Here is a 20,328-nt window from a genome sequence, read left to right on the forward strand (position 1 = left end):
TCGCCGTTCACGTGGCGCGCAGACGCCTTTCGCTGATCCGGCGCAGGAGCAGGTTGCGCAGTCCCGCCTCGTTCCCGATCCGAAGCCGCACGGGCAGAACCATCAGGTCCGGCCAAGCCCTCGTATCCCGTACCGCCGCGATCCGGGCGAAATCTTTTTCCGTGGTCACGGCCGTAAGTCCGCGTGCCTCGGCTTCGTTTTGCAGAGTGGTGAGCTCGGCGGCTGTGTAGCGATGATGGTCGGGAAACGAGTGAGCGGCTTCGACGACGGCCCCGCAGGCGCGCAGGGTCTCGAAGAACTTTCCGGGGCGTCCGATGCCGGCAAAGGCCAGGACCTTCCTGCCTTCGAGAGGCTGGGCCGCCTCCGGGGGCGGTTCAAGCCTTGCCTCGAACACGCGCTTGTCGCGCCGTCCGGCCTCTTCGCCAACCTTCCTTCCCGGCTCCCCATCGCCGATGATGAGAACCGCGTCGATCGCTGGCCATTGCACGTCCATCGGGGCCCGGAGCGGCCCGGCCGGCAACGGCAATCCGTTGCCGATCCCGGTCGCGCCATCCACGACCGCGATGGCGCAATCCTTGATCAGTGACGGATTCTGAAGCCCGTCGTCCATGATCACGACGGTCGCGCCGGCCTCATAGGCCAGTCGTGCCCCTGCCGGACGGTCGCGAGACACGATGGTTCGGGCCGTCCTTGAGAGCAGGATGGGTTCGTCGCCCACGTCGGCGGCCGTATGCTCAGGCGTGCGGACCTGGACGGGACCCAGAAGGCTTCCGCCATAACCCCGTGACAGGAAGGCCGGGCTCTCGCCCGCGGCTTCAAGAATCCGGGCGACCGCCAGCACCGTCGGGGTCTTGCCGGCGCCCCCTGCGGTGAAATTCCCGATGCAGACCACGGGAAGGTCCGCCTTCTCGCCGGGGCGGCGCATCCGCCGTGCCGCGATGGACGTATAGACGATGCTCGCCGGGCGCAGCAGGTTGGCCGGCAGCGTGGGGGAGGGGTGCCACCAGAAGCGTGGCGCGCGCATCAGCGGCGCGCCCCCAGCTTCGCCTGGACGATGAAAGGCTCGACGGATTGCATGGTGCGGTCGACGGCGCCGCCGAGCGCCTGCACGGCCTCTCCGGCCTTGCGGGCCATGTCGCGCGTCAGGGCCGCGTTGCTCAGCAATTCATTGACGGCCCGGGCCAGGGTGGCGCTGTCCTTGACCATCACGGCGCCTCGCGCCTGATCGATGGCCTCATAGATCTCGGTGGCGGTATGGACATGCGGGCCATGCAGGATGGCGGCGCCCAGCTTGGCCGGCTCGATCGGGTTGTGCCCGCCGACGGGCACCATCGTGCCGCCCATGAGGACGACGGGGGAGAGCCGGTAGAACAGGCCCATTTCGCCTACCGTATCGACTACGTAGACATCCGTCGCCCGGTCCGGGTGAATGCCCTCGGAGCGACGGGCCGCCCGCAGGCCTGCCTGACCCGACAGGGCCGCGACCTCAGGGCCGCGGTGGGGATGGCGTGGGGCAATGATGGTGAGCAGTTGGGGATAACGCTTCGCCAGGGCGCGATGCACGGCGATGACCACGCTTTCCTCGCCCGGATGCGTGCTGGCGGCAAGCCAGACGGGACGGCCCGCGATCATGCCCGAAAGATGCGCCACCACGCGGGGATCAGCCGGGGGAGGGGCCGCGTCGAATTTGATGTTGCCCGTCACGATCACCCGGGGAGCGCCGAGCCGCGCCAGTCGCTCGGCATCCTCGGACGTCTGGGCGAGACACAGGGCGAACCGTTCCAAGAGGCCCTTGATGATGTGCGGCATTCTCTGCCAGCGGCGGTAGGAACGGTCCGACATGCGCCCGTTCACCATGACGAGCGGGATGTCGCGCTCGGCGAGCGCCATGATCGTGTTCGGCCAGATCTCGGATTCGGCGATGAGAGCGAGGTCGGGCTGCCAGTGCTCCAGGAACCGCCTTATATAACGTGGCACATCCAGGGGGACGAATTGATGGATGGCCCCGGGCGGGAGCCGACGGGCGATGAGAGACGCGGAAGTCTTCGTTCCCGACGTGACCAGGACCGTCAGGCCGCGCTGGGTCATACGTTCCACGATGGGCAGAAGGGACAGGGTCTCGCCGATGCTGGCGCCGTGAACCCAGATCAGGTGGCCCTTGGGCCGCTGTCGGCTGGGATAACCTTGCCGCTCGCCGAGGCGCGTGCGGTCCTCGCGCCCCTTGTGCTGGCGCCAATACAGGAGGCCGAGCACGGCCGGTTCCAGCACGGACACCGCTGTGCGATAGGCTTTGAAGAGGATCGGGAAACTCATGCCCGGGAACCTTCCATGAGCACGGAATGAGGCTTGGCGCCCGGATCCTTCGATCCGACGAGAGCATAGGCCCGCTCGTGGACCCGGTCGAGTTCGCGTTCGACGGTCCTCCTCAAGGCTTCCAGCGTCGTCTCGTCCGCGTCGCGCGGCACATGCACCGGCTCGCCGAGCACCATCGCCCCGCGCCCGAAGGGCAGGCCGATGCTGGCCTTGTCCCAGCTGTCGAAATCGATGCGGCGACTCGTGACCACGGCAACGGGCACGATGGGGCGGCCGGACAATTGCGCGAGCGTCACGATGCCCTGGCCGCAGACCCGCGAGATCTTCGGGATATCGGCGGTCATCACGACCATTTCCCCGTCGCTCAGGGCCCGCAGCATGGACCGCATGGCCTGCGCGCCGCCCTTCTTGCGGATGTCGCGGCCGCGCGCGCCGGAGCCGCGGATCGCCCGCACGCCCAGGTGGCGCAAAGCGACGGCATTGAACTCGCCATCGCCCGAGCGTGACACGAGGCTCGCGGCGCGGTCCTGCGGCCTTTTGGCGAAATGGATCATGAAGTGCTGCCCGTGCCACATGGCGGCGATCACGGGCATCTCGATCCGATCATAGGCATCGGCCGGTTCCATGACGAACCGGTTCGTGCGCTGGACGAACTTGAGATAGCCCGCGACGACGAAGCCCAGGGCTTCCTGGACGGCCCGCGACCGGATGATGCGCTTCATGAGACCCATGACGACTTGAAAGGTCAGCCGTTCTGCGGATCCAGAAGGCGGTGGAGGTGGACGATGAAGTAGCGCATCTGCGCGTTGTCCACGGTGGCCTGAGCCTTGGCCTTCCAGGCCGCATGGGCGCTGGCGTAGTTCGGGTAGATTCCGACAATGTCGAGCTTGGAAAGATCCTTGAAATCGACGGATTCGAGGCTGTCGAGCTCGCCGCCGAAAACCAGATGCAGGAGCTGCTTGCCAGGCGTGTCGGTCATGGTGATAGGGCTCTTCTGAAGAGTGTTGGAAGGGGTGGTGTCGGAACGAGCCGACGATGTCAGGCTCTCATGGCTCCAATAGCACGAGGATGCAACCGTGACGCAACGGCAATCATCTCATCGTGAGACGGCTGAGGCCTGTTGTAGATCGGGATCGAACCGTCGAGCCCCGTCAGGAGGCCGCCTGCTTCCTGCAGGATGAGGTCGGCGGCGGCGATGTCCCAGTCCTGAGCATTGGCGGAAACGAGCCCGACATCGATGGTGCCTTCCGCCACCCGGGCCAGCCGGAGTGCCAGGGACGGCACCTTGGGCAGGCGCTCGACCGGGCCGATTTGGCGCTCGAACCGGTCCACGAGCGGCTTCGGACCCGCGACCCGGGCACGGGAGAAGTCGCCATCCTGCGCCAGTGACAGCCTCTCGCTGTTGCACCAGGCCCCTTCGCCGATCCGTGCTTCATAAAGACACTCATGGATCGGAGCGTGAAGGATGCCGAGCACAGGCCTGCCGTCCTTGACCAGGGCGATGGAGATGGCCCAGTCGGAATGTCCTGTGGCAAAGGCCCGCGTGCCGTCGATGGGATCGACGATCCAGACATAGCTTTGGTCTAGGCGCGATGGATCGTCGGCCGTTTCCTCGGAGAGCCAGCCGGCCTGGGGAAACAGCGCGGACAGGTGCTCTTTCAGGAAAGTGTCGAGGGCAATGTCTGCTTCCGTCACCGGAGAGCTCTGCCCCTTGTACCAGAGCCTGGCGGCCGTCTGCGCGCCGGCACGGTAATAGGGCAGGGCCATCTCGCCCGCCCGGCGGGCGGCGTCACGGACGGCAGGTGCGAGAGTGGCGATCGGTTGGGTTGAGGAAGACAGCATCGAACCTGAGATGGGGGTTATTGGGAGGAGATACCATAGACCTCCTGTCTAAACCTTCCATTTCGAAAGACCGCTGTTTCTAGATGAAGCAGTCGAGGGTCATGGCCGCGAACAGGATCAGGCCCGCATCCCGGTTCGCGCGGAAAAGACGCAGCGCGCCCGCGCCATCCGCCCGGTCGATGCGCGCGACCTGCCAACCCAGGTGAAGGGCAAAGAGGCTCAAGCCCAAGAAGGACGGCCAGCCTGCCCGGGCGAGGGTCAGGGATGCGGTGATGAAGACCAGGGTCAGCGCATAGCAGATGCCGACGCCGAGCTTCACGTTCTCGCCGAAGAAACGAGCCGAGGACTTGATTCCGGCGATTTCGTCGTCCTCGATGTCCTGCAAGGCATAGATCGTGTCGTAGCCCACCACCCAGGCGATGCTGCCGAGATAGAGAAGGATCGCGGCCCCGCTCAGGAAGCCGAAGGCCGCGGCCCAGCCCATCAGGGCGCCCCAGGCGAAGGCAAGGCCCAGGACGATCTGCGGCATCCAGAAGAAGCGCTTCATGAAGGGGTAGAGGGCGACGACTCCCAGCGAGGCGAAGCCGGTCGCGACGGCGAAGGCGTTGAACTGGAGCAGGACCAGAAGGCCGACGATGCCCTGGAGCGCGAGAAAGGCCAGGGCGCCTTTCAGGGATACCTGCCCCGAGGGCAGCGGGCGCTGGCGGGTACGCTCGACGCGGGTGTCGAGGTCCCGGTCGACGATGTCGTTATAGGTGCAGCCGGCCCCGCGCATCGCCACGGCGCCGATCAGAAAGAGAAGGCAATGAACCGGATTCGGCCAGGGCTGTCCCGCCGCGACGGCGGCAAGCGCCGCCGACCACCAGCAGGGAAGGAGAAGCAGCCACCAGCCGATGGGCCGTTCGATGCGGGCAAGGCGCAGGTAGGGCCGAAGGCCCGCCGGCGCCCACCGGTCGACCCAATGGCCCTTCACGGCATCGGGTAGGGAAGGCGTTCCGGGACGCTCCATGGCTCGTCCGAACTCGGCTTACAGGGCGCCCTTCGGGATGCTCAGGGTGCCGGTCAGGCCGCCGCCCATCCGGCCGGCGGCACCGCCCTGCTGGGCCTGCTGCTTGGCGCGCTTTTCCATCTCGGCCATTTTCGCGGCCGCGCCGCAGGCCTGGCCCTTGAACTGCTGGGACCGTTTATGATCCTCGGAGAAGCTCTGAATGAGCTGATCGGGAACCTGGCACCAGTCCTTGTTGGCAGTCATCCACTTCTCGCCGGCCGCTCCGTTCGTCACGAGCTTGGAGAAGATGCTGCAGGCCTCACGCGGGTCGAGCTTCTTATTCTTGCCGCCGTTGGTGAGCTTGTTGACCTGCTGGATGAGACCCTGGCGTTCCTGAAGGATCTTCTGCCCTTCCTGACAGGCGCTCGACTGCGCAAAGGCAGGAGCAGACACGAAAATGCCGGCGACGGCAAACGCAGCCAGGATGTGCGAACGGATGTGCGTCATGCCCAAAATTCCCTTAATTAGCACGCGACGTCTCACGCGCCTGTGTTCTGTTAACAGGTTCGGAGCCTTGAGGCCAAGAGGCGAATGGTCGCCTAAAACACAAGCTGTGCCATCCCGCACCTGAATTTTTAGTGACCAGAACGGCCGTCCCCCTCCCTCGGGGCGGAGGAACTTGATACAGGGGAGGCGGTTCAGCACAAGATCCCCATGGCCGAGTACGACTTCAACGCCCCCCGCCTTTTCGTCGACGCGCCCCTTCGGGCCGGGTCCAGGATCGCGCTCGACCGGGGGCAGGCCAATTACCTCCTGAATGTCCTGCGCCTGAAGGCGGGCGAAACCGTCCTGATCTTCAACGGAGAGGATGGGGAGTGGCGGGCCGAGGTCGCGGTCGAGGGGCGCAAGGCCGCCGATCTCGTCTGCGTGGAGCGGATCCGGGACCAGGAAGCTGCTCCCGACATCATCTATGCCTTCGCGCCGCTCAAGCATGCCCGGCTCGACTACATGGTCCAGAAAGCCGTGGAGATGGGGGCGGGCGTTCTCCAGCCTGTCCTGACACGGCGGACCCAGGCCACCCGGGTGAACCTCGACCGCATGCGCAGCAACGCCATCGAGGCGGCCGAGCAATGCGGAATCCTGGCGATTCCGAATGTGCGGGAAGAAGAGGATTTGGAACGTTTTCTCAAGGGCTTGGAAAAGGATCGACTGGTCGTCTTCTGCGACGAGAACGCGCCGGTTTCCAACCCGGTCGAGGCCCTGGCCAAGCTTGGGAACAAACAAGCTGGTCTGGCCGTTATCGTGGGCCCCGAAGGGGGTTTCACCGATCAGGAGAGAGCGCTTGTCGCCGCCCACGAAAGATGTGTTTGCGTATCGTTGGGTCCGCGAATCCTGCGAGCTGACACAGCCGCTGTGGCCGCGATGGCGATCGTCCAGGCCGTGCTGGGCGATTGGGCCTGATTACACCGGCCGACAAAGACTGAATTCAATCAGCCTATAGATTCAGAAGCTTAGCAGTTTCACGGCGATTCGCCCCAATCTGGCCCCATTGCGCCGGAGTTTGGGCCGGGTCGCCGCAGGCTGATCCGCACGCGCGAAGGTCATTTCTGAATAAGAACAGAGGATACCAAGGAAATGAGCTGGGATTTCAAGTTCGGCATCGAGGAAGAGTACTTCGTCAACGATGCGCCGAAACGGGATATCGCCAAGGGGAAGATCAGGGAATTCTTTGCCGCCTGCCGGGACAAGGTTTCGGGCGACATCCACCCCGAAATGCTCGAGCCGCAGATCGAGATCGCCACCAAGCCCATGCTCGAATTCGCCGAGGCCCGCACGCAGCTTGCCGGTCTCCGCTCCTCCGTGGGCGCCGTTGCGCGCGAGTTCGACCTCTCCATCATGGCCTCCGGCACCCATCCGCTCGCCGTCTGGTCGCGGATCCGCCCGACGGCGCAGCCGCGTTACGGCAAGGTCATGCACGACCTGCAGATGCTCGGCAGCCGGAATGTCCTGTGCGGCATGCATGTCCATGTGGAAGTGCCTGAGTTGGGCATGCGCGTGGACATCATGAACCGGATCCAGCCCTACCTGCCCCTGCTGCTCGCGCTCTCGACCTCCTCGCCGTTCTGGCAGGCGCAGCGCACGGGCCTTCTCGGCTACCGGCTCGCGGCCTATCGCGAATTGCCGCGCACGGGGCTCCCGGACCTGTTCGAGAACGAGCAGGACTACCAGCGCTACATCGACACCCTCGTGGCCGCCCGCGCCATCGAGAATTCCACCTATGTCTGGTGGGTGATCCGGCCGTCGCTCAAGCACCCGACCCTCGAGCTGCGCGTGGCCGACAGCTGCACGCGCCTCGACGACACCATCGCGATCGCCGCCCTCTACCGCTGCCTCGTGCGCCACTTGAGCCTCGACACCACGCTCAACGCCGGGCAGACCGGCGCCTCGCGGGCCATCAACGACGAGAACGGCTGGCGGGCCCAGCGCTACGGCATCCACGGCAGCTTCGTCGACGAGAGGACGCGCACCGCCAAGCCCGTGCGGGAACTGCTCGACGAGACGCTCGACCTCGTGGCCGAGGACGCCAAGGCGCTCGGCTGTCAGCGGGAGCTCGATCTCGCCCGCTGGATCGTGGCCCGCGGCACCAGTGCCGACCAGCAGCTGACGCTCTATACCGAAGCGGTCGGACGCGGCCTGTCGAACCGGGACGCGCTGGCCGGCGTGGTCGACTGGCTCAGTGCGGAGACGATGGGCGAGACGGGGATCCGGCACTAGCGCATCGTGCGGACCCGACGCCTCGACGAGGGCGTCCGCGCCCTCGTCGTTTTGTGCTCTCGTCCCTCATTGCGCCTTGGCCTTAAGCCCCTTATTGAGTCCCGACGCTTAGCGCATCGTACGGAAAAGTGGACCCGGTTTTCCGGTCGAACGATGCGCTCTTCAAAGAGTGGAGCATCGGATGGGTCCCAAAAGTGCAGTTCCACTTTTGGGTCCGATGCTCTAAGTCGGCGCGCCTTGAACGCGCTTTTTGATGAGGTGATGCATGGCGCGGGACGTATCCGATACGACCCCCATTGGTGCGCGGTCTGAACTCGTGGAATGGATCGCCTCCGGCGAGAAGCCGCGGGACGCCTGGCGGCTCGGCACCGAACACGAGAAGATTCCGTTCTATACGGCGGATGCGACGCCGGTTCCTTATGACGGGGCCAAGGGCATTCGCGCGCTGCTGGAGGGCTTGGCAGAGCGCACCGGCTGGGCGCCGATCATGGAGGAGAGCTGTCCCATCGGCCTTGCCGACGAAGTGGGCGGCGGAGCGATTTCGCTCGAACCCGGCGGACAGTTCGAGCTGTCGGGAGCACCCCTGCGGACGCTGCACGAGACGGCCCGCGAGACGGCGCAGCATATCGACGACGTGAAGGCCGTCGGGCAGGGGCTCGACCTCGGCTTCCTCACCCTCGGCATGAGCCCGCTCTGGACGCGTGCCGAGACCCCGGTGATGCCGAAGGCGCGCTATCGCATCATGACGAACTACATGCCGAAGGTCGGCTCGCTCGGCCTCGACATGATGTACCGCACGTCCACCGTGCAGGTGAACATGGACTATGCGTCCGAAGCCGACATGGTGAAGAAGCTGCGCGTGTCGCTCGCGCTCCAGCCGATCGCGACCGCGATCTTCGCCAACTCGCCGTTCACGGAGGGCAAGCCCAACGGCTATCTCTCCATGCGCTCGCAGATCTGGCGTGACACGGATCGTGACCGCACGGGCATGATGGCCTTCGCCTTCGAGGACGGCTTCGGCTACGAGCGCTATGTGGACTGGGTGCTCGACGTGCCCCTGTATTTCGTCAAGCGCGACGCGACCTATCACGACGTGGCGGGCTCGTCCTTCCGCGACCTGTTCGCGGGCAGGCTCGCGCAATTGCCGGGCGAGCGCGCCACGCAATCCGACTGGGCGAACCACGTGTCCACCGTCTTCCCCGAGGTGCGCCTGAAGCGTTATCTCGAAATGCGCGGCGCGGACGTGGGCAACATCGACCACATCGTCGCTCTCTCGGCGTTCTGGACCGGCCTGCTCTACGACGAGACGGCGCTCGACGGGGCGTGGGAGCTGGTGAAGAACTGGACCGCGCAGGAGCGCGAAGGCTTACGCGCCGACGTGCCGATGCTCGCCTTGAAGGCGAGCATCGCAGGACGCTCCGTGCAGGATGTCGCCCGCGATGCCTTGGCGCTCTCGCATGCGGGCCTCAAGCGGCGCGGATATCTCGACGAAGCGGGCCGTGATGAGACGCGCCATCTCGCCTATGCGGAAGAGATCGTCGCCTCGGGCCGCACGCAGGCCGAGCGGCTGCTGGAGCTGTACCACGGCGCGTGGGGTGGCTCCGTGCTTCCGGCCTTCAAAGAGTCTGCGTTCTGAAGCGCTATTCGATTCTTCTGGCCTGCGCTGAATAAAGCGTTGTTCCGGAAGTTGAGCAACACCCTCCCACGTCATCACCGGCCTCGTGCCGGTGATCTCGATGCGAAGGACACTTGGCTTTTCCAATCGGGATGGCCGGCACAAGGCCGGCCATGACGTGGTGAGTGTCATCCCCGGCGCACGCAGTGCGGGAAGGGGATCCACGATCAAGCGAGCCGCTATGGGTTCCCTTCCCCTCCGCTGCGCTCCGGCCGGGAATGACAGCGTGGTGCGTCTTGCAGTTGTCGCGAAGGCTTCTGCTCACGCCGCTTTCGCGGTCGCGACGCGGTTGCGGCCGTCCTGCTTGGCCCGGTAGAGGGCGGCGTCGGCGAGCGTGATCAGATCCTCTGGGCCGTGGCGGGAGCGGTCCAGGCTCGGAATGCGGGTCGCGCTGCCGACGCTGACGGTCAGGGTGCGGGATGGAAGATTGGCTTCGTGCCGCACGCGAAGCGTCTCGACCTTGGCGCGGATCTCCTCGGCCACGGCCGCCGCGCCGGTCTCGTCGAGGTCGGGCAGGAGAACCACGAGTTCCTCGCCGCCGTACCGCGCCACCAGATCGCCCGGCCTGCGGGCCGTGCCTGCGAGCGCTCTGGCGATGGTGCGCAGGCACTCGTCGCCGGCCTGGTGGCCGTAGATGTCGTTGTAGGCCTTGAACTGGTCCACATCGACGAGGAGCAGGGACACCGGCGATTTCTCCCGTGCGGCCCGGAGCCACGCCGCCTCGAGCTGCCTGTCGAACATGCGCCGGTTGGCGAGACCCGTCAGGCCGTCGGTCACGGCGAGCACCGAGAGTTCGGCCTCCGCCTCCTCCCGCCGGCGCAGTTCCGCCGACAGGATCCAGCCGAGGGTGGCGATGGTGGCGACGAGAACGCTCATCACCACGGAGCGGAACACGAATTCGCGGTTCCAGCTCGCCATCGCCTCGCCCTGTCCGACCGATGCAAGGACCCCGATGGGGAACATGGGATTGCGATAATAGCCGCCCATGCGAGTCACCCCGTCGAACAGGGAGACATATTCATAGGCGCCGGAGCCTCGTCGATCCAGGAACTGCGGCTCCTTCGAGACATCGGCCCCGATGGCGTTCTCGATATAGGGATAGCGCGAGAGGAGCGTTCCGTCCTTGTGCAGGAGCGTGATGCTGCCCTGCTGGCCGATATTGAAGCGGCCGAAGAAATTGGCGAAGTACCGGGGCGGAATGCTGGCCTGTGCGACGCCGCCGAAGCTGCCGTCCGGGTTGTCGATGCGGCGGGACAGGGTGAGCACCCAATCGCCGCCGAGCGGATCGCGGATCAGGGGGCCCAGAAACCAGTCGCCGCTGGCCGAGTCCCGATGATGCTGAAAGAAGGCCTGTTTCTCGGCATTCACCTTGCCCCGATGGCCGGGCAGGGAGCTCGACAGGAGAAACCCGTCTTCCTCGTAGACCGAGAGGGCCTTGATGCGGGGCAGGGACTGAACCCGCTCCACCAGGAAGGTGTCCAGCCTCTTGATCGCATTCGGGAGGGCGCCACCGGCTTCGACCCGGTCCACCACGTCCACCAGGAGAGCGTCCGCCACCTCGAAGGTGTCCTCCGCGTGCTGGACCAGGGATTTGGCGAGATTCAAGTTCTCGGCGTTGATCCGGGCAATCTCCTGCTCGCGGTCGCTCCAGTCGCGCCAGCCCCCGAGACCGAGGATCACGAGGCAGACCACGACGACGAAGGCTCTCAGCCCCCGCGCCGCCGACCTCGGTCTCATGTGAGCGAATGCAGTCATGATCCTCCAACCATAACCGCCGGAGCTAGCCTGAGGCTAACTTGAGGCCGAGGATGCCGGACACGATCAGTCCGATGCAGACAAGGCGCATCGCCGTCGCGGGCTCGGCGAAGAGATAAATGCCCAGAATGGCCGTGCCGACCGTTCCGATCCCGGTCCAGACCGCATAGCCCGTCCCCACGGGTAGGGTCTTGAGCGCAAGGCCGAGCAGGACGACGCTGACGATCATGCTGAGAGCGGTCAGGACGGATGGGATGGGGCGGGTGAAGCCTTCGGTATATTTCAGGCCGATCGCCCAGCCGATCTCGAACAGACCGGCCAAGCCGAGCAAAGTCCATGCCATGACAGGACCTCCGTCATTGGCAGGGCCGTCCCTACCGGTTTCATGAAGGTGCGAGGTCGTCCCCACCCCTCCAAATATAGGGGTTCGAGAAAACCTTCTCAATACGGAGAATAGGCAGACGCAAGCCTGTTCGTCGGCTTAGTTACCGGCTTCTTCCGAAGGCCGCTCGGGGCGGCCGCCCAAGGAGGCGAGGGGGTTGAACGGGGCGTAGATCTGATGCTTCCAGCTGTCGCCGCAATTGATGCAGATCGAGCGCATCATGTGGTTGCTCTGCTCGAGCCGCCTCAGCAGCTTTTGCTGCCGCTCGGTCGCCTCGTTGGCCTCGGCCTCGTAGCCCGACGGGCGCACGGTCAGCTGAAGGGCCCGACCCTCCGGAGCGTCCTGGGCGAGGACGGGCCCCGCAAGGAGCAGGAGGCTGGCAGTCAAGGCGAAACGAATCATCAGGAATCCTGCGGCTGATTGGGGCCCTCTCGCCAAAGGACTCCAGGACACAGTGTTTCGTCAAGGCTTGGCGGCTCCGGGGAGACGAGATGTCCCGCCGGAGCTGCCCTCGTTCGTCACCGACCGGGTGGGTCAGATCTGCCGCACGGCGCCCTTGGCGGCGCTGGTGGCCAGCATGGCATAGGCCTTGAGGGCGGCCGAGACCTTGCGCTTGCGCGGTGCCGCCGGCTGCCAGCCCTTGGTCCGCTGCTCGGCGCGGCGGCGCTCCAGCTCCGCCTCGTCCACGGCGAGGTTGATGCGGCGGCTCGGGATGTCGATCTCGATCCGGTCGCCGTCGCGCACGAGGCCGATGGCGCCGCCTTCCGCCGCTTCCGGCGAGACGTGGCCGATGGAGAGGCCCGAGGTGCCGCCGGAGAAGCGCCCGTCCGTGATGAGCGCGCAGGCTTTGCCCAGGCCCTTCGACTTCAGGTAGCTCGTGGGATAGAGCATCTCCTGCATGCCGGGACCGCCGCGCGGGCCCTCGTAGCGGATGACCACCACGTCGCCGGCCTTCACCTGGCCGTTGAGGATGCCGCTCACGGCGTCGTCCTGGCTCTCGAACACGACGGCGGGGCCCGAGAACACCAGGATGCTCTCGTCCACGCCGGCGGTCTTCACGATGCAGCCGTCGAGGGCGAGGTTGCCGGAGAGAACGGCGAGGCCGCCGTCCTTCGAGAAGGCGTGCTCGGCATCGCGGATCGTGCCGGCGGCGCGGTCCATGTCGACGCTGTCGTAGCGGCTCTCCTGGCTGAACGCGACCTGCGTCGGCACGCCGCCGGGAGCGGCGCTGAAGAACTCGTGCACCGCGTGGCTGTTGGTGCGGCATACGTCCCAGCGGTCGAGGGCCGACTTCATGGTCTCGGCATGAACCGTCGGCACGGAGGTGTCGATGAGGCCCGCGCGGTCGAGCTCGCCCAGGATGCCCATGATGCCGCCGGCGCGATGCACGTCTTCCATGTGGACGTTGGCGACGGCGGGCGCGACCTTGCAGAGCACCGGCACGCGGCGCGACAGACGGTCGATGTCCGCCATGGTGAAGTCGACTTCCGCCTCATGGGCGGCGGCCAGAAGGTGCAGCACCGTGTTGCTCGACCCGCCCATGGCGATATCGAGCGTCATGGCGTTCTCGAAGGCCGCGAAGGACGCGATGGAGCGCGGCAGCACGCTCGCGTCGTCCTGCTCGTAATAGCGGCGGGCGAGATCGACGATCAGGTGGCCGGCTTCCACGAAGAGGCGCTTGCGGTCGGCGTGCGTTGCCAGCGTCGAGCCGTTGCCGGGCAGCGACAGGCCCAGCGCCTCGGTGAGGCAGTTCATGGAATTGGCCGTGAACATGCCCGAGCAGGAGCCGCAGGTCGGGCAGGCGGAGCGCTCGATGACCTTGATGTCCTCGTCGGCGATCTTGTCGTCGGCGGCCGCCACCATGGCGTCCACCAGGTCGAGCTTCTTGGTCACGCCGTTGAGCACGACCTTGCCGGCTTCCATCGGCCCGCCGGACACGAAGACCACGGGAATGTTGAGCCGCAGGGCGGCCATCAGCATGCCGGGGGTGATCTTGTCGCAGTTGGAGATGCACACCATGGCGTCGGCGCAATGGGCGTTGACCATGTATTCCACGGAATCGGCGATCAGCTCCCGCGAAGGCAGGGAGTAGAGCATGCCGTCATGGCCCATGGCGATGCCGTCGTCGACCGCGATGGTGTTGAATTCCTTGGCGACGCCGCCGGCCTTCTCGATCTCCCGTGCCACGAGCTGGCCGAGGTCCTTCAGATGGACGTGGCCCGGCACGAACTGGGTGAAGGAGTTCACGACCGCGATGATCGGCTTGCCGAAATCCGAATCCTTCATGCCCGTGGCCCGCCAGAGGCCGCGGGCCCCCGCCATGTTGCGGCCGTGGGTGGTGGTGCGAGAACGATAGGCTGGCATGGTTTCCTCTAGAGCATCGGACCCAAAAGTGGACACCACTTTTGGGATTGATCCGATGCTCGATCCCTCAGTGGCGCATCGTTGAGCGCAGAAAACCGGGTCCACTTTTCCGCACGATGCGCTGAACTTTAGGGCCTTGTTCGACTGAAATTGCGTAACTTGCAAGAAAAATTGCCATTCCTTGTGGTCGCGCCTGCTTTGCCGCAATGGAATTGCCGGCGTGTCCGACATATGGAGAGGCGCCGAGGAGGGGAAATCTCATGAGTTATGCGCCCGCCAGCCAGGACCTGCGCCGTGTCGTCGCCATCGTGGCGGCCTTGAACCTCGGCTATTTCGGCATCGAGTTCACTGTCGCGCTCGCCATCGGCTCGGTGTCCCTGTTCGCCGACAGCGTCGACTTCCTGGAGGATGCCTCGATCAACCTTCTCATCCTCGCGGCCCTCGGCTGGGGGGCGAGGACGCAGGCGCGCGTCGGGATGGTTCTGGCGGGGATCATCCTGGTGCCGGGCGTGGCGACCCTCTGGACGGCCTGGGACAAGTTCTGGCAGCCGGTGGCGCCGGATCCGGTGTCGCTCTCCCTCGCCGGAACAGGCGCCCTGATCGTCAATCTCTCCTGCGCGTTCCTTCTCGCGCGGTATCGTCATCACAGGGGCAGCCTGACGAAGGCGGCCTTTCTGTCGGCCCGCAACGATGCCCTTGCCAATGTCGCCATCATCGGGGCCGGGCTGGTCACGGCCGTAACGCTCTCGGCCTGGCCGGACTTGATCGTCGGTCTTGCGATCGCGGCGATGAACGCCGATGCCGCGCGGGAGGTCTGGGAAGCGGCCCGCGAGGAACACCGGGCTGCAACGCCTTAAGCCCGAAGAACGTTGTCCTGCTCAAATCACCCCGAACGAGGCAGGACAGCGCCATGCTCACCAAAGCCGAACTGGATGCCCCGGCCCATCTGCAGTACGAACCCATCGGCACGGCAGGCCAGGGTCACCCGAGCGACGTTAGGGAATTCACGACCCTCCGCGAGGCCGTTCACTGGGCCATGAACAACGAGCCGCCAGCCGGCATGGAGGCCGTGATCCGGGCCGCCTCGGGCGCGGTGCTCGGGCCGCGCCACCTGGAGGAGATCTGGGCGAGCCTGCAGGGGCCGTGAGCAAAACCGTCATTCCGTGGCCGCGGAGCGGCCCCCATAAACATCACAGTTCAAGGAAGAGTGAGCGGCGTCGCGCTTCATGGCGCAACGTCAGTGGTTATGGGTTTCCACGCCTTCGGCGCGGCCCTTCGGGTCGGGCTCGCACCAGAGGTGCGCCCCGGAATGACGGTGAAGGTTTCAAACCCACCCCAGACTCAGCGCCGCCACCGCCAGATACCGCCCCGTCTTGGCGAGCGCCACCAGCGGGATGAAGACCCGCAGGGGCTCGCGCATCACACCCGCCACGATGGTGAGCGGATCGCCGATGATCGGCGTCCAGCTCAACAGCAGCGTCCAGCGCCCGTAGCGATGATACCAGGCCTCGGCCCTCGCCATCTGCTTGCGCTTGACCGGGAACCAGGGGCGATCCTCGAAATGGGCGAAGAACCGGCCCAGGTACCAGTTCACGACGGAGCCCAGGATGTTGCCCACGCTCGCCACGAGGACGAGGAGCCACCATGCGTAGTGATCGGCCACCAGCATGGCGAAGAGCACGGCTTCGGACTGGAACGGAAACATGGTCGCCGAGAGAAAGGCCGCAGCGAAAAGCGCGCCGTATTCAGCAAGGTGGGGCATGAGGCGAGGGATCACGCTGGAATGAAGGCGGGCAGGTTCAGGGTTTCGTCCGTGGCCTGGATGAAACGAACCTTATCACGGTTCCAGGTGACTGCCGAGCTGACCTGCCAAGGCAGGTCAGCCATCAGGCCTCAAACATTCGCGAGGCTACATCCGCTCGCTGAATGTGCCGTGCTGAGCGCGCGGGTTGAGACGCGCGAAATCGTCGCCTTTCACGTGAACCAGCGTGGCGTGGTCTCCGCCTTCGAAATAGACATCGGGCTGGCGCTCCATGCCGTTCTCGACGATCACGTCGAGACCGTAGCACGTTCCAACGGGCGGGATGGCGCCGCGGTCGCAGTCGCGGAACACCTCGACGATCTCATCCTCGGAAGCCAGGCGCAGCTCCTGTCCCAGCTCCGTCTTGAGATCGGACAGGCGTATGTGATGCGAAGCCGGCAGAACGGCGAGCATGAAATTCCGCCCGTCGCTGAGCATGATGCCCTTGGCCAGGCGGTCGCCCGGCACATGCCCCGCATGGGCCGTGCTGAGCGAGCTCATCGCCGGATCGTGCTGGATCAGGTCGTAGCTGATGTTCTGGTCGGACATGTAGCGTTGAAGGGTGGGCGCGATCGTCATGACAACCTCCTGTGAGACGAGGACGCTCGCATGCCGGGAGGCGGCTGAACTGACACACCGTCGCTTCGGGATGCGCAGTTGCTTTGATATGTCCCGATGGTACACCCCCGGCCGAACCGCTTCAATTGCCGGAGGAAGCGCGGGCGCAAATATTGCCGGCTGCGGCGTGGTGAGACAGAGGACACCTTCCCGCATGTCATCATCGGCCTTGTGCCGGTGATCTCGATTGGAAAAGCGGGGCGCTTCAAAGCATCGGGATGGCCGGCACAAGGCCGGCCATGACGTGGTGAGGCCAGGCGCCGATACTTGCGCCTTGCGCATAGGTTTACTACGAACGGCTCACATCGGGCTCAATTTGAGCCCGCCATGCGTCTCCGCGCGAGGCGCCAAGAATTTCTTTCAGGAAGTCCCTCTTGGATCAGTTCGACGTTGTGGTGATCGGCGCCGGTGCCGCCGGGATGATGTGCGCGGCGGAAGCCGGCAAGCGCGGCCGGTCCGTGCTGATCGTCGACCATGCCGCCAAGCCCGGCGAGAAGATCCGCATCTCCGGCGGCGGGCGCTGCAATTTCACCAATCTCAACGCGGCGCCGGCCAATTTCATCTCGCAGAACCCAAGCTTCGCCATTTCGGCACTGCGCCGCTACACGCAGCGCGACTTCATCGCCCTCGTGGAGCGCTACGGCATCGCCTATCACGAGAAGACCCTGGGCCAGCTCTTCTGCGACGGTTCCTCGAAGCAGATCATCGATCTGCTGTTGAACGAGATGCGTCAGGCAAATGTGGAACTCCGTCTCTCCACCTCCGTCGAAAGCGTGGAGAAGACATCGGAAGGATTTGCCCTGAAGCTTTCGCAGGGGATGGTTCAGTGCCGTTCCGTCGTGGTGGCGACGGGCGGCAAGTCGATTCCGAAGATGGGCGCAACCGGGTTCGGCTACGATCTGGCGCAGCAATTCGGCTTGAAGATCATCGAGACGCGGCCAGCGCTGGTTCCGCTGACCCTGGAGCCGACGATGCTCGAGCGCCTGACGCCCCTGGCGGGCGTGTCGGTCGATGCGGTCGCGAGCTGCCGGAAGACGTCGTTTGCCGAGGCCATGCTGTTTACCCATCGCGGCTTGAGCGGCCCCGCGATCCTGCAGATCTCGTCCTATTGGCGCGAGGGCGACGAGATCGAACTCGCCCTGCTGCCGGGCGTGAACCTCTTCGAGGAACTGCGCGCCGCCCGCGCGCAGAACGGGCGGCAGGCCCTTCAGACCGCCTTGTCGGCCTTCCTGCCCAAGCGTCTGGCGCAGTTGGTCGCCGATGCGGAGAAGGGGCCTGCCAACCTTGCCGATCATTCCGACAAGAGGTTGCGCGCCATCGACGAGGCCGTGAACCGCTGGCGCTTCAAGCCGGCCGGGTCGGAAGGCTACCGCACCGCCGAGGTGACGCTCGGCGGCGTCGATACGCGCGAGCTCGATTCCCGGACCATGGAGGCCAAGGCTGTGCCCGGCCTCTACTTCATCGGCGAGGTGGTGGACGTCACGGGCTGGCTCGGCGGCTATAATTTCCAGTGGGCCTGGTCGTCCGGCTGGTGCGCCGGGCAGGCGGTCTGAAAACCGTTCAATGCCTAGAGCATCGTGCAAAAAAGTGGACCCGGGTTTTTGCTCAAGACGATGCTCTCATCCAAAACAAAGCATCGGATTAGCCCCAAAAGTGCAAATCCACTTTTGGGTCCGATGCCTGGGTTCTCCCCGGACCCTGTGCTATGCTTCCGCCGGTCGAACCTCATCGGGAGGGTTTCATGCATTCGGGCATGATCCTCATCTGGATCGGCGCGCTGCTCATCGTCGCCGGGATCGTGCTCGCGGCCGGTCGGGTTCTTTGGAAAGGACGCCTGAGCGACCCGCATCGCATGGGCTCGGGGACCGGCACGACGCTCGAACCCCGGGAGCGGGTGCGTGCCCTGCATCCCAAACACCACTGGCCCAGCATCATCCTGGTCGCGCTCGGCATCGTCCTCATGCTGGCGGAAGCGGCGGTCTGACGGGCGCGAGAACCGCTTCTGAACGGCCTTCGGCAGCCCGAAAGGGGTAGAGCGGGGCCGTTTTTGCCCTCGGGTGCTTGCGCAAGGCCGCGGTTCGGGCAACGATCCGGGCATGAAGCCGCTCTCGATCCTCCTGGCTGCCGGCCTTCTCCTGACGCCTCTATCCGCCGGCGCCTCTCCCATGCTGCTGGTGGATGCGTCGACTGGCGACATCCTCGCCGCCCAGGAGGCGACCCGCTCCTGGCACCCGGCCTCGCTCACCAAGATGATGACGGCGCACCTCGCGCTCACCGCCGTCGAGACGGGCCGGGCCAGCATGGATACCTCCATCGTCCTGAGCCCGAAGGCAGCCGCCCAGGCTCCGACGAAGCTCGGCCTTCCGCCGGGCACGTCCCTCCGGCTCGAGGACGCGCTCACGGTCATGATGGTCAAGAGCGCCAACGACGTTTCGATGGCTGTCGCGGAAGCCATCGGCGGCAGCGAGGAGGCTTTCGTCGCCTCGATGAATGCGGAGGCGCGCCGCCTCGGCATGACCGGCACCCGGTTCGTCAACGCGACCGGCCTGCACGACGACCGGCAGGTGACCAATGCCCGGGACATGGCCCTGCTGATGCTGGTGCTCCTGAGCTACCACGCCGATCACCTGGATCTTCTGAGGACGCCGGCCGTGACGGTCAACGGGCGGATGCTGAAGAACACCAACAAGCTGGTCGAGGAATATACGGGGCTCGAGGCGTCGAAGACCGGGTATGTCTGCGCATCCGGGTTCAACGTGGCCGTCTCGGCGCTTCGCGGGGACCGGCGCATCATCGGCGTCGTCCTCGGGGCGCCCAGCGCGGCGACGCGTACGCTGGTGATGCGGGAACTCCTCGATAACGGCCTGTCGGATGGGGCGAAACCCGTCGGAAATCTGCGCACGATGAGGGCCGCGGCGCCGGCGCCCGCCGCCGACCTGCGCCCGTTCAAGTGCGGCCGGCAGGCTCCTGCACGGCTGGAGGCCAAGGTCTCTGGAAATGTTGCGAAACGCAGCGACGCCCAGCCGCTTCGCTGATCTCACGCCAATCTTCGACGACGAGACTGCCCTTACCGACAGAGTGCAACTTCGTGCCGTCCTGCCGGCGCGGGAGGGCGTTGAGAACTGTGCCGAGGCTGAATTTTTCACCCGGACCTCATGACAATTCTCGGCCCCGTTCCGGGTTATACCCGATGGACCCGTCAGCGTTTCACATTACCCTTCGCATGTTGGCGCAACAGGAGGAGGGCGTGCCATGTCCGAACTTGTAGTCGTTGGATTCGACAACCAGAACGATGCAGACCGCGTTCTGACCGAACTGACCCGGATGCAGAAAGAATACCTCATCGATCTCGAAGATGCCGTCGTGGCTATTCGCGGTGCCGATGGGGCCGTGCGCATCAAGCAGAGCATGAATCTCGTGCGCCTCGGCGCCACCACGGGAGGCCTGTCCGGGGCGATGTGGGGTAGCCTCATCGGCCTGCTGTTTCTCAATCCGCTCGCTGGCCTCGCCATCGGCGGCGCCGTGGGAGCGGGATCGGGAGCCTTGTCCGGGAGCCTGATCGATTACGGCATCGATGACGGCTTCATCCAATCCATCGGCGACACGCTTCAACCCGACACGTCCGCCCTGTTCCTGCTGATCCGTAAATCGCAGCCCGAGAAGGTACTGGCCGAGCTGTCGGGCTTCAAGGGGCGCATCCTTCGTTCCTCCCTGTCGCCGGAACAGGAGGCAAAGCTCCAGGACGCCCTGTCGAAGGCGCATGCGCCGAGTCCGGCCGAGGGCGTAGCGGCGGCTGCTTCGGCGGTGTAGGATCT

22 protein-coding genes are annotated in these 20,328 nt (G+C 65.5%); 9 read left to right on the forward strand and 13 right to left on the reverse strand.

The window, feature by feature from the left end:
* Window positions 1-7: 7 nt before the first annotated feature.
* From lpxK to AB4097_RS10355, 7 genes are all read right to left on the reverse strand, one after another.
* The gene (gene lpxK / locus AB4097_RS10325; RefSeq protein ID WP_442039141.1) at window positions 8-1,024 is read right to left on the reverse strand and encodes a tetraacyldisaccharide 4'-kinase; all 1,017 of its coding nucleotides are present in this window, start codon (window positions 1,022-1,024) and stop codon (window positions 8-10) included.
* Window positions 1,024-2,313 (reverse strand): 3-deoxy-D-manno-octulosonic acid transferase, encoded by a 1,290-nt coding sequence (locus tag AB4097_RS10330; RefSeq protein ID WP_442039143.1) that lies wholly within the window; start codon window positions 2,311-2,313, stop codon window positions 1,024-1,026. Before AB4097_RS10330 ends, lpxK begins: the two co-directional genes overlap by 1 nt.
* Window positions 2,310-3,044, reverse strand: a complete 735-nt coding sequence (locus AB4097_RS10335) for a lysophospholipid acyltransferase family protein (protein ID WP_442039145.1) — start codon at window positions 3,042-3,044, stop codon at window positions 2,310-2,312. Before AB4097_RS10335 ends, AB4097_RS10330 begins: the two co-directional genes overlap by 4 nt.
* A 14-nt stretch (window positions 3,045-3,058) precedes the next feature.
* Window positions 3,059-3,292 (reverse strand): DUF4170 domain-containing protein, encoded by a 234-nt coding sequence (locus tag AB4097_RS10340; RefSeq protein WP_442039147.1) that lies wholly within the window; start codon window positions 3,290-3,292, stop codon window positions 3,059-3,061.
* A 59-nt stretch (window positions 3,293-3,351) separates the two neighbouring features.
* Window positions 3,352-4,155, reverse strand: a complete 804-nt coding sequence (locus tag AB4097_RS10345; protein ID WP_442039149.1) for an inositol monophosphatase family protein — start codon at window positions 4,153-4,155, stop codon at window positions 3,352-3,354.
* Window positions 4,156-4,234: 79 nt separating this feature from the next.
* Entirely contained in the window at window positions 4,235-5,164 is a 930-nt protein-coding gene (ubiA, locus tag AB4097_RS10350) for a 4-hydroxybenzoate octaprenyltransferase (protein WP_442039151.1), read from the reverse strand.
* An 18-nt stretch (window positions 5,165-5,182) separates the two neighbouring features.
* Window positions 5,183-5,650, reverse strand: a complete 468-nt coding sequence (locus AB4097_RS10355) for a hypothetical protein (protein ID WP_442039153.1) — start codon at window positions 5,648-5,650, stop codon at window positions 5,183-5,185.
* Window positions 5,651-5,857: 207 nt separating this feature from the next.
* Between AB4097_RS10355 and AB4097_RS10360 the strand changes: the two genes are divergently transcribed.
* The 3 genes from AB4097_RS10360 to AB4097_RS10370 all read left to right on the forward strand — a co-directional run bounded on the left by AB4097_RS10360 (window position 5,858) and on the right by AB4097_RS10370 (window position 9,554).
* Window positions 5,858-6,604, forward strand: coding sequence for a 16S rRNA (uracil(1498)-N(3))-methyltransferase (locus AB4097_RS10360; protein WP_442039155.1), 747 nt, complete (start codon window positions 5,858-5,860; stop codon window positions 6,602-6,604).
* Between the two features lie 174 nt (window positions 6,605-6,778).
* Complete coding sequence (locus AB4097_RS10365) at window positions 6,779-7,918, forward strand: carboxylate-amine ligase (RefSeq protein ID WP_442039157.1); 1,140 nt, start codon at window positions 6,779-6,781, stop codon at window positions 7,916-7,918.
* Between the two features lie 265 nt (window positions 7,919-8,183).
* Entirely contained in the window at window positions 8,184-9,554 is a 1,371-nt protein-coding gene (locus AB4097_RS10370) for a glutamate--cysteine ligase (protein ID WP_442039159.1), read from the forward strand.
* A gap of 300 nt (window positions 9,555-9,854) precedes the next feature.
* Here the strand turns inward: AB4097_RS10370 and AB4097_RS10375 are convergent, their stop codons facing one another.
* From AB4097_RS10375 to ilvD, 4 genes are all read right to left on the reverse strand, one after another.
* Window positions 9,855-11,330: a sensor domain-containing diguanylate cyclase gene (locus AB4097_RS10375; protein ID WP_442039161.1), complete on the reverse strand. Its 1,476-nt coding sequence runs from the start codon at window positions 11,328-11,330 to the stop codon at window positions 9,855-9,857.
* Window positions 11,331-11,373: 43 nt separating this feature from the next.
* Window positions 11,374-11,691, reverse strand: a complete 318-nt coding sequence (gene sugE / locus AB4097_RS10380; protein ID WP_442039163.1) for a quaternary ammonium compound efflux SMR transporter SugE — start codon at window positions 11,689-11,691, stop codon at window positions 11,374-11,376.
* Window positions 11,692-11,829: 138 nt separating this feature from the next.
* Complete coding sequence (locus AB4097_RS10385) at window positions 11,830-12,132, reverse strand: hypothetical protein (protein ID WP_442039165.1); 303 nt, start codon at window positions 12,130-12,132, stop codon at window positions 11,830-11,832.
* 132 nt (window positions 12,133-12,264) lie between these two features.
* A complete protein-coding gene (gene ilvD, locus AB4097_RS10390; RefSeq protein ID WP_442039167.1) occupies window positions 12,265-14,094 on the reverse strand; it encodes a dihydroxy-acid dehydratase in 1,830 nt (609 codons plus the stop codon).
* Window positions 14,095-14,354: 260 nt separating this feature from the next.
* Here ilvD and AB4097_RS10395 point away from each other — a divergent pair, with 260 nt between their 5' ends.
* Window positions 14,355-14,951: a cation transporter gene (locus tag AB4097_RS10395; RefSeq protein WP_442039169.1), complete on the forward strand. Its 597-nt coding sequence runs from the start codon at window positions 14,355-14,357 to the stop codon at window positions 14,949-14,951.
* Between the two features lie 53 nt (window positions 14,952-15,004).
* Entirely contained in the window at window positions 15,005-15,241 is a 237-nt protein-coding gene (locus AB4097_RS10400) for a hypothetical protein (protein WP_442039171.1), read from the forward strand.
* A gap of 177 nt (window positions 15,242-15,418) precedes the next feature.
* Here AB4097_RS10400 and AB4097_RS10405 read toward each other — a convergent pair whose 3' ends face one another.
* Both AB4097_RS10405 and AB4097_RS10410 read right to left on the reverse strand, forming a co-directional pair.
* Window positions 15,419-15,856 (reverse strand): YqaA family protein, encoded by a 438-nt coding sequence (locus AB4097_RS10405; protein ID WP_442039173.1) that lies wholly within the window; start codon window positions 15,854-15,856, stop codon window positions 15,419-15,421.
* A gap of 147 nt (window positions 15,857-16,003) precedes the next feature.
* Window positions 16,004-16,474 carry an aminoacyl-tRNA deacylase gene (locus AB4097_RS10410; RefSeq protein WP_442039175.1) on the reverse strand — a complete coding sequence of 157 codons (471 nt, stop codon included), beginning with the start codon at window positions 16,472-16,474 and terminating at the stop codon, window positions 16,004-16,006.
* A 413-nt stretch (window positions 16,475-16,887) separates the two neighbouring features.
* Between AB4097_RS10410 and AB4097_RS10415 the strand changes: the two genes are divergently transcribed.
* The 4 genes from AB4097_RS10415 to AB4097_RS10430 all read left to right on the forward strand — a co-directional run bounded on the left by AB4097_RS10415 (window position 16,888) and on the right by AB4097_RS10430 (window position 20,323).
* Window positions 16,888-18,066, forward strand: a complete 1,179-nt coding sequence (locus AB4097_RS10415) for an NAD(P)/FAD-dependent oxidoreductase (RefSeq protein WP_442039177.1) — start codon at window positions 16,888-16,890, stop codon at window positions 18,064-18,066.
* A gap of 188 nt (window positions 18,067-18,254) precedes the next feature.
* Entirely contained in the window at window positions 18,255-18,497 is a 243-nt protein-coding gene (locus AB4097_RS10420) for a hypothetical protein (protein ID WP_442039179.1), read from the forward strand.
* Between the two features lie 112 nt (window positions 18,498-18,609).
* A complete protein-coding gene (locus AB4097_RS10425) occupies window positions 18,610-19,548 on the forward strand; it encodes a D-alanyl-D-alanine carboxypeptidase family protein (RefSeq protein ID WP_442039181.1) in 939 nt (312 codons plus the stop codon).
* A gap of 217 nt (window positions 19,549-19,765) precedes the next feature.
* Entirely contained in the window at window positions 19,766-20,323 is a 558-nt protein-coding gene (locus AB4097_RS10430) for a DUF1269 domain-containing protein (protein ID WP_442039183.1), read from the forward strand.
* Window positions 20,324-20,328 lie beyond the last annotated feature (5 nt).

Origin of the sequence: Microvirga sp. 2MCAF35, assembly GCF_052115545.1 — a bacterium.
Taxonomy (GTDB): domain Bacteria; phylum Pseudomonadota; class Alphaproteobacteria; order Rhizobiales; family Beijerinckiaceae; genus Microvirga.

What these genes read in the sequence shown, in the direction of transcription:
- lpxK (WP_442039141.1), bottom strand. Translation starts at nt 1,024, where the DNA reads ATGCGCGCGCCACGCTTCTGGTGGCACCCCTCCCCCACGCTGCCGGCC.
- AB4097_RS10330 (WP_442039143.1), bottom strand. Translation starts at nt 2,313, where the DNA reads ATGAGTTTCCCGATCCTCTTCAAAGCCTATCGCACAGCGGTGTCCGTG.
- AB4097_RS10335 (WP_442039145.1), bottom strand. Translation starts at nt 3,044, where the DNA reads ATGGGTCTCATGAAGCGCATCATCCGGTCGCGGGCCGTCCAGGAAGCC.
- AB4097_RS10340 (WP_442039147.1), bottom strand. Translation starts at nt 3,292, where the DNA reads ATGACCGACACGCCTGGCAAGCAGCTCCTGCATCTGGTTTTCGGCGGC.
- AB4097_RS10345 (WP_442039149.1), bottom strand. Translation starts at nt 4,155, where the DNA reads ATGCTGTCTTCCTCAACCCAACCGATCGCCACTCTCGCACCTGCCGTC.
- ubiA (WP_442039151.1), bottom strand. Translation starts at nt 5,164, where the DNA reads ATGGAGCGTCCCGGAACGCCTTCCCTACCCGATGCCGTGAAGGGCCAT.
- AB4097_RS10355 (WP_442039153.1), bottom strand. Translation starts at nt 5,650, where the DNA reads ATGACGCACATCCGTTCGCACATCCTGGCTGCGTTTGCCGTCGCCGGC.
- AB4097_RS10360 (WP_442039155.1), top strand. Translation starts at nt 5,858, where the DNA reads ATGGCCGAGTACGACTTCAACGCCCCCCGCCTTTTCGTCGACGCGCCC.
- AB4097_RS10365 (WP_442039157.1), top strand. Translation starts at nt 6,779, where the DNA reads ATGAGCTGGGATTTCAAGTTCGGCATCGAGGAAGAGTACTTCGTCAAC.
- AB4097_RS10370 (WP_442039159.1), top strand. Translation starts at nt 8,184, where the DNA reads ATGGCGCGGGACGTATCCGATACGACCCCCATTGGTGCGCGGTCTGAA.
- AB4097_RS10375 (WP_442039161.1), bottom strand. Translation starts at nt 11,330, where the DNA reads ATGAGACCGAGGTCGGCGGCGCGGGGGCTGAGAGCCTTCGTCGTCGTG.
- sugE (WP_442039163.1), bottom strand. Translation starts at nt 11,691, where the DNA reads ATGGCATGGACTTTGCTCGGCTTGGCCGGTCTGTTCGAGATCGGCTGG.
- AB4097_RS10385 (WP_442039165.1), bottom strand. Translation starts at nt 12,132, where the DNA reads ATGATTCGTTTCGCCTTGACTGCCAGCCTCCTGCTCCTTGCGGGGCCC.
- ilvD (WP_442039167.1), bottom strand. Translation starts at nt 14,094, where the DNA reads ATGCCAGCCTATCGTTCTCGCACCACCACCCACGGCCGCAACATGGCG.
- AB4097_RS10395 (WP_442039169.1), top strand. Translation starts at nt 14,355, where the DNA reads ATGAGTTATGCGCCCGCCAGCCAGGACCTGCGCCGTGTCGTCGCCATC.
- AB4097_RS10400 (WP_442039171.1), top strand. Translation starts at nt 15,005, where the DNA reads ATGCTCACCAAAGCCGAACTGGATGCCCCGGCCCATCTGCAGTACGAA.
- AB4097_RS10405 (WP_442039173.1), bottom strand. Translation starts at nt 15,856, where the DNA reads ATGCCCCACCTTGCTGAATACGGCGCGCTTTTCGCTGCGGCCTTTCTC.
- AB4097_RS10410 (WP_442039175.1), bottom strand. Translation starts at nt 16,474, where the DNA reads ATGACGATCGCGCCCACCCTTCAACGCTACATGTCCGACCAGAACATC.
- AB4097_RS10420 (WP_442039179.1), top strand. Translation starts at nt 18,255, where the DNA reads ATGCATTCGGGCATGATCCTCATCTGGATCGGCGCGCTGCTCATCGTC.
- AB4097_RS10425 (WP_442039181.1), top strand. Translation starts at nt 18,610, where the DNA reads ATGAAGCCGCTCTCGATCCTCCTGGCTGCCGGCCTTCTCCTGACGCCT.
- AB4097_RS10430 (WP_442039183.1), top strand. Translation starts at nt 19,766, where the DNA reads ATGTCCGAACTTGTAGTCGTTGGATTCGACAACCAGAACGATGCAGAC.